The sequence below is a fragment of the uncultured Rikenella sp. genome, from assembly GCF_948810725.1.
Lineage (GTDB): Bacteria > Bacteroidota > Bacteroidia > Bacteroidales > Rikenellaceae > Rikenella.
In genome coordinates this window covers 1-6,821 of record NZ_CAQIVA010000068.1, presented here as the reverse complement: position 1 = coordinate 6,821, position 6,821 = coordinate 1, and the positions used below count along the sequence as shown (strand labels likewise).

General features: G+C 59.2%; 5 protein-coding genes and 1 tRNA gene. All 6 read left to right on the top strand.

The annotated features are described in order from the left end of the window. Window positions 1-9: 9 nt before the first annotated feature. Window positions 10-87, top strand: a tRNA-Pro gene (locus Q9S52_RS10205). Between the two features lie 96 nt (window positions 88-183). Then, on the top strand, window positions 184-420 hold the full coding sequence (locus tag Q9S52_RS10200; RefSeq protein WP_297830149.1) for a hypothetical protein: 237 nt from the start codon (window positions 184-186) through the stop codon (window positions 418-420). A 1,799-nt stretch (window positions 421-2,219) separates the two neighbouring features. Continuing rightward, complete coding sequence (locus Q9S52_RS10195; RefSeq protein WP_300728264.1) at window positions 2,220-2,705, top strand: YhcH/YjgK/YiaL family protein; 486 nt, start codon at window positions 2,220-2,222, stop codon at window positions 2,703-2,705. Window positions 2,706-2,883: 178 nt separating this feature from the next. Further along, complete coding sequence (locus tag Q9S52_RS10190; protein WP_370649012.1) at window positions 2,884-4,491, top strand: arylsulfatase; 1,608 nt, start codon at window positions 2,884-2,886, stop codon at window positions 4,489-4,491. Between the two features lie 6 nt (window positions 4,492-4,497). Beyond that, window positions 4,498-5,175: a hypothetical protein gene (locus Q9S52_RS10185; protein WP_304709033.1), complete on the top strand. Its 678-nt coding sequence runs from the start codon at window positions 4,498-4,500 to the stop codon at window positions 5,173-5,175. Further along, window positions 5,172-5,654, top strand: a complete 483-nt coding sequence (locus tag Q9S52_RS10180; RefSeq protein ID WP_304709032.1) for a pyridoxamine 5'-phosphate oxidase family protein — start codon at window positions 5,172-5,174, stop codon at window positions 5,652-5,654. Before Q9S52_RS10185 ends, Q9S52_RS10180 begins: the two co-directional genes overlap by 4 nt. The last annotated feature ends 1,167 nt before the right edge of the window (window positions 5,655-6,821 follow it).

Here is a 6,821-nt window from a genome sequence, read left to right as displayed (position 1 = left end):
CGGAATTTTCGGGGTGTAGCACAGTCCGGTTAGCGCGCCACGTTCGGGACGTGGAGGTCGGAAGTTCGAATCTTCTCACCCCGACCACGAAGTTCCCAAAGGCTCTCATCTTGCGATGAGAGCCTTTTTTGTTTCGCGGGGGCGGTGCCTATCGATAAAAGTGAGGCGGGCCTACGGGGGCGATTGAGGGTAGAGGCATTTGGGGTAGAGGCGGCCAGTAAAACGCCCTGTGGGCGCGCCCCGGGCTTCCGCGACGCGCTTTCGGGCGGAGTCGGGGGGAGTGCCAATCACGGTTACAGTTGGTCGTGCTCCACGGACAAAATCAACTGTGTCTACTTGCATTTCTACACGCTGGATCTCAGTCCCACTAATGCGTACTACCGTGCTCACGGTTTTCAGTTGCGTTGCCTCTCGGAATAAACAGGGACGAGCGGCACGCGAACCAGGCAGCCTTAGCCTCAAATTGGGGTAGAGGCGCCAATAAAACGCCCTGCGGGCGCGCCCCGGGCTTCCGCGATGCGGGAAACTACGGACAATTAGGGGGACTGAGGGGGATCGGGAACAGCGGTTACAGTTGGTCTTCCGCCTTTACCGGTACTTACGGAGTGTTCTTAAGTTTCGATACTAAGGGACTCAATCCCAATGACGCACTCTATCGCGGCCCCGGTCTTCAATTGCGCTGCCTCTCGGAATAAACGGGAAGGAGAACCCCGCCCCGGGCTACCGCGATTACGGGCCACAAAACTTCGAAGGCCTGACAAGAAGTGTCTGCAACAGTGGCTACAGCTGGTCTTCTGCTACGAGCAGCATTCAAGGGCTGGATCTGGGGTTTTATGCTCAAGGATTCAATTCCGGCAACGCTGATTACCGGGGTCGCGGTCTTCAGTTGCGTTGCCTCTCGGAATAAACGGGGCCGCCCGGCACGCGAAGACTGGCCGCCTCGGCCCAAATAACCGGCAGCCTCTACCCTACTTTTGTTTGACCTTGGCGGGACGGGCGCCCGGGAAGGACTGCAATTTTCGACGCGCAGCGGCGTGTTGCGGGCCGCCCGTGGGCAGGCGTCCGGCCCGCGCGACCCCAAAGGGTCGCAGGACTCGGCACATTCGTGCTGGGCGCGACAACGGTTCGGCCTGTCACCCATCCCCCCGAGCGGCAAAGCCGCTGGGCGACAAGGCCGGAGGTTCCATTCGGAATCGCACTACTCGCTTTTAGTTTAAGCGGGTCGCCGGCAGCGGTGACTGCAACGAGCGTCGGCGAGTTGCAGAAGCAACAATCCATTCACCTCCTCAATTCTTTTGGGTTCGGGCTGCGCGCTCCGGGGGTGGGCCGAAGGCCCAGCGCGCAGGCCCGGCGGTTCTTCGAACCGCAAAAGCACGGCCCATTCGTCCGCGACCTGTTTGCAGTCGCCGCCAGCGGAGAGCAGCAACGAGCGCCGGCGAGTTGCAGTCCGCCGCGTGGGGTGGCGGCGAACTGCGCGACTCTGCGAGTCGCAGAAGCTCGGCCAACAGTTCAGCCCAATCCACCGCCCGAAGAACAAGCACAGCCCAAAGCGTACCCCAATTCTCCGCCCCGTGTCAGCCTCACTGCGGCTCCGCTGTCGCTCCGCCACGCTTGCCGTCGCCCGCCTAAAGAGGGATTTTTGCGCAGGGACAAGTTTTTCGCGCGCCTGCACGATTCATTCTATTTCGGCTCACCGCCGAAATAGCTGAATCGCTCCTTTAGGCGGGGCGCGCGGTTTGGTTTGAGGGGACTGCGCTCAGGCCGCGCGGGCCCCACGTCCCGTGGACGAGAAATGCTTACGCATTTCTACTGCCAGCCTCTACCCCTATGCAACGCGGGCAGCCTCGGCCCAATTCCTCGCACCGCTCTCTGTCCGCGCGCGGGCGGAAATCTTATTCAAACGCATCATTCGCGTTTGAATGATTTCCTTATCCAGCAATCGCGCGCGGGTCGAGCTTTGTTCGCGCGCCTGGGGAAATCTTGTCAAAACGTGCCAGCACATTTTGACGATTTCCCTCTTTAGGCGGCGGCGCGCGTTTGGTTTGAGGGGACTGTTCTTTCTGTGAACAGAAAGAACCAAAGAAACTTCAGAGCGCATCCCTGCGGGATGCTTTGGCCGGGTATACCCGCATAATGCAAACGCACAGCGGCTTCCATAAATCCCGATTATCGCTTTTTTCGTATATTTGTCTCTCGGAACATTCCCTTAACTCAAAATCATGATACACGACGCGTTAGATTCCTCGGTGCATAAATATGCGCGCATACATCCGCTCTTCGCCGTGGCTTTCGAATACCTGGCACAACACCGAGCGGAACTGAACGATCCGGCGTTCAACGGCAGGCATGAGATCAATGGGGAGGATCTCTTCGTGATGGTCGGAGAGCACAGGCTAAAACCGGCGGAAGATACGGTGCTCGAAGCGCACGACAAATACATCGACTTACAGGTGATGATCGACGGAGGAGAATCGTTCGGTTGGGCGCGGAGGAATGCTTGTTCGCAACAGAAGGGGGTGTTCGACGAGGGGAATGACATCGTGTTCTATAACGACGAGCCGACGAGCCGGGTGACGGCGAAAAAGGGGGAGTTCGTGATCTTCTTCCCGGAGGATGCGCATGCGCCGCTGGGCAGACCGGAAAAGGCGGAGGACGAGGCGGTGAGCCGAAAGGCGATCGTCAAAATCAGGGTCGAGGCGCGATAACTGCCTGGCTCTTTACAAGCGTATGAAGCCATATATACTACAAGGAAAAACGACGTGCAGGCGCGAAACCCGATCCTGATTCACCGTGTAAAGCCATAGTATACAACCAAGGAAAAACTTTCTGCAACCCAAACTCGATATGACTGACTTGAAAACGAAACTGAGCCTGTGGGCCGCAATGGCGGCGGGAGTGGCGGGTACGGTGAAGACGGCGACGGCGACGGAGGCCGGAAACAAAACGAAAAACAACCCCGAAAAACCGAATGTGGTCATTATTCTGGCGGATGACCTGGGGTTCGGAGATATTGCCTGCAACGGGTCGCAGGGGACGATCGAGACGCCGAATACGGATCGGCTGGCGGCGGAGGGGGTCAGGTTCGCGGATGCGCATGCCACGGCGGCGACGAGTACGCCGGCAAGATACAGCATTCTGACGGGGGAATATGCGTGGAGGAGGCCGGGGACGGGCATTGCGCCGGGGGATGCGGCGATGATCGTCACGCCGGAGCACAAAACGCTGCCGAGGATGATGCAGCGGGCGGGATATACGACGGCGGCGGTCGGTAAGTGGCACTTGGGGCTGGGCGACCGGGCGGGGGCGCAGGATTGGAACGGGGTGGTGACGCCGGGGCTGGAGGATATCGGGTTCGACTATTCGTACATCATGGCGGCGACGGCGGATCGGGTGCCGTGCGTATATATCGAAAACGGACGGGTGGTGGGGCTCGATTTGGCGAACCACCCGGAGGATTCGATCCGGGTGAGCTACAGCAGGCCGTTCCCGGGGGAACCGACGGGACGCAAAAATCCGGAGAGGCTCAAACTACAGGCGAGTCACGGGCACGATATGGCGATCGTGAACGGGATCGGAAGGATCGGATATATGACGGGCGGAGGAAACGCCTTATGGGTGGATGAAAACATTGCGGATACGATTACGGAGCGGGCGGTGAGGTTCATCGAACGTTCGGTGGCGGCACAGCAGGAGGCAAAGAAAACAGGGGCGGAAAAACCGTTCTTCCTCTATTTCTGCACGAATGATGTCCATGTGCCGAGGGCGCCGCACGAACGGTTCGTGGGCAAGAGTGGGATGGGGGCCAGGGGGGATGCGATCTTGCAGTTCGACTGGTCGGTGGGACGGATTCTGGGGGTGTTGGATTCGCTGGGGATTGCAGAGAATACGCTGGTGATCTTGTCGTCGGACAACGGGCCGGTGGTGGATGACGGCTATCGGGATCGGGCGGTGGAGCTGCTGGGGAGTCACAAACCGTGGGGACGGTTCAGGGGGGGGAAGTATAGTATCTTCGAGGCGGGGACACGGGTGCCGGCGATTGTCAGGTGGCCGGGGAGGGTGCCGGCGGGGAGGCTGAGCGAGGCGCCGGCGTCGCAGGTGGACTGGTTCGCTTCGCTGGCGGAGTTGGTGGGTGAGGAGCTCGCGGAGGGGGAGGCGCAGGATAGCCGGAATCACCTGGCGGTCTGGCTGGGGAAAGACCGGAAACGAAACAGGGGGAGGGAATACATTGTCGAGAATGCGGGCACGCTGTCGATTACGGTGGACGGGTGGAAGTATATCGCGCCGAGCGGCGGGGCGGCGAAAAATCACGATGTAAACATCGAGCTGGGGAATGCGAAGGAACCGCAGCTGTATCACCTGACGGAGGATATCGGGGAACGGAACAATGTGGCGGAGCTCTATCCGGAACGGGTGGCGGAGATGGCGGCGCGGCTGGAGGAGGTGCGACGGCTGCCGGATCGGCGGGGGGAGATTTCCGATTCGAAAAAATAACGGAATATGATACGTTTTCGCGGAGCCAGCCTCAGGATTATCCTGGGGCTGGCGGCTTTAGTAACGGGGGGTGGGGTAAGGGGAATGGAGCCGGAGAAATACGAGTGGCTGGAGGCGACGCGGGTGTTGGTGGGAGAGATGTGCGAGCTGGCGCGGAACGATGAGGCGCTGGAGTGGTTCACTAGCCATACAGGGCTGTTGGATCGTATGCGGGAGATGGGGGAGGGAACGTACCGGCAACCGCAGTGGGGATGGGTGGCGGAGGTGCCGGATGAGGTATTGCTGGAGGGGTTGCTGGCTTTGTCGAAAACGGAGTTATCGGGGGAGGAGATCAGGGAGATTCCGAAGGTGCTGCGCAACCGGATCAATCCATCGCTACTGGTTTCGGCTTGCCGGGCTATGGGGCGGGAGGGTACAGAGCTGGCGGCGTATACGATACTGACGACGAGCAAAACGTATGTCCGACCACAGGACTGGAGGGAGAATCTGCTGGTGGTGCTGGATTATGGCGAAAAATATGCGGTGGCGGCGACGTTCTGGGAGGCGGGGGAGGGGACGGTGACGGGGTCGGTGACGTTCGTCAGGGCGGAAACGGGGAGGTTGATATACGAGTGGTTCGAGGGGGGAAGGAAGATGAAGATATGGAGGTTGTCGGAGGTGGATTTAAAAAAGATGACTTTATGAATTTCAGACGGGTACGCCGGCAGGATCGCCTGTGGGAGGAGGCGATGGCCAAGGAGCTGTTAGAGGCGGGGGAGTTCGGTTTTCTGGCGATGTGTGCGCCGGAGGGATATGGCTACGGGCTGCCGATGAGTTATGTCTATCGGCGGGAGCGGAATTGTATCTATTTCCACTGCGCGCGGGAGGGGCACAAAATCGATGCGATCGGGGCGAATGACGGGGTGAGTTTCTGTGTGGTGGGGGAAACGAGGGTGGTGCCGTACTCGACGGGGTACGAGTCGGTGCATGTGTTCGGCAGGATCGCCCAAGTGACTGATGAGGGGGAGCGGTGGGAGGCGCTCTTGGCGCTGCGGGAAAAATACAATCCGGAGCTGGGGGAGGCGACCGAAGAGGATGTATACATTCGGAGGTCGTTCGATCGAACGGCGGTTTTGCGGTTGAAGATCGAGCACCTACAGGGCAAGTGCAAGAGGGTGCGTTAAGGGGGGATTCGCAATCTTTATAAAGGCGCCTGGGGCAAGGGGACTGGTTAATTTAAGTCGAGGTGGCCATTTTTCGAGTGCCGCTCGATCCGCCCCGGGCTACCGCGGGAATGGCACCAAGGATCGATTGGGGACGCTGGTCGTGGTGGGGAGCGATGGATACAGTTGGGCTTCCACAGCTATCGATTATCGTAGTATGTATTTACATTTTCATGTAATGGGACTGGTTCCTGAAAGTACAACAAGCCGTGCCTATGGTCTTCAGTTGCGTTGCCTCTCGGAATAAACGGTGCCGCGTGCCCGTGGGGGCAAGAGGCTGGAGTTACCCTAATTGCGTTTTGAGTGCATCCCTGCGGTCTGAAGAACCGCGCGGGCCGTTGGGCCGCAACAGTTTCGCCCAAACCACCGCCCGTTTATCACCATATTCTGTCAAGTTCGGCCTGTCGCCCACTCCCCCGAGCGGCAAAGCCGCTGGGCGACAAGGCCGGCGATTCGGAGAACCGCGCTACTCGCTCTCAGCCCAAATTCCAGCCCAAAACTCGGCCCAGCGCGGCTCAAAACCGTAAACGGTTTTCGAGCCAAAGAACAGCACTACCCAAAGCTCACCCCAATTCTCCGCCCCGTATCCGCCTCACTGCGGCTCCGCTTTCGCTCCACCGCGTTTTGCCGTCGCCCGCTGGGATTTCATCTCGATTTTGCTCACCGCAAAACGAGTGAAATCCCTATTTAAGCGGGCGGGCGACGGATTTCACGCGCCGTTCTTTGTTCCCTCTTTAGGCGTCGGCGCGCAGTTTGGTTTGAGGGTACTGGCCTCGGGCCGGCCGGGCCCCACGTCCCGTGGACGGGAAATGCTGGCGCATTTCAACTGCCAGCCTCTACCCCAAACGCGGACTGGGCAGCTATGGAGAAACAGGCTTCTATTGGTGGGGAGAGATGGGAGAAGGAGGAAAGACAGGGTCTTTCGCCCGATTGCGGTGCCGGAGGATAGGCTCTTGAAGAATAAGGCTTGGTTATCACGATGAAAGTATGGGAGGGGCTCCAAAAAAGCCGGCGGGTGAAATAAAAAGGGGCTTTCGTTCTATTGCGGGGTCGCAGGAGAGGTTCTTGAATAAAAAAAAGCCTCTGGTTATCTTACGATAGCCAGAGGCTTGAAGGAGGCGGCGACCT